Source organism: Caldimonas tepidiphila, assembly GCF_003569765.1.
Taxonomy (GTDB): Bacteria; Pseudomonadota; Gammaproteobacteria; order Burkholderiales; family Burkholderiaceae_C; genus Caldimonas; species Caldimonas tepidiphila.
On sequence record NZ_KZ983986.1, the window covers coordinates 1 to 442 of the forward strand.

Annotated in this window: 1 protein-coding gene; it reads right to left on the bottom strand. The window is 66.1% G+C overall.

Features of this window, described 5'->3' with window-relative positions:
• On the bottom strand, positions 1–442 hold a 442-nt coding region (locus D3A59_RS04200; protein ID WP_205665114.1), incomplete at both ends, for an MEDS domain-containing protein.

A 442-nucleotide genomic window follows, 5' to 3' on the forward strand; every position in this document is an offset into this window, starting at 1 on the left:
GCCTTCGTGTCGTACACGCAGAATCCGGCAGCCTTGCGACTGCGAAACAGGCTGTTCAGCCGCTTCTCAAATTCGATCAATCCAGGGCGCAGTTCCTCGCGATCGAGGGCCCAGGTGGGCTCGCCCGCAAAGCGGCAGCCGGTGAAGCCGGCTGCCAGAGCCGAGGTGATCGCCTGATCGAAAGCCTCGTACATGAGGTCGGGATCAAAGTTGCCATCGCGCAGGTAGGCCTCATCGGCGGTCGGGAGCTGCAGGGCGCCGCGCCGCATCGCGTCCTCGACGTCAATGCCACGCAGCGAGAGCCGCTCGCGCAGCCCGGCCGTGGTCTCGGGATCGGCGGCGTACATGACGAACTCGTTGCGCTGCAAGCCGTCGGCCACGTACTGGGCGGCCGCATCGAGCCGCTGCTCGGAATCCTCGCAGATGACGCACAGGTGATCGC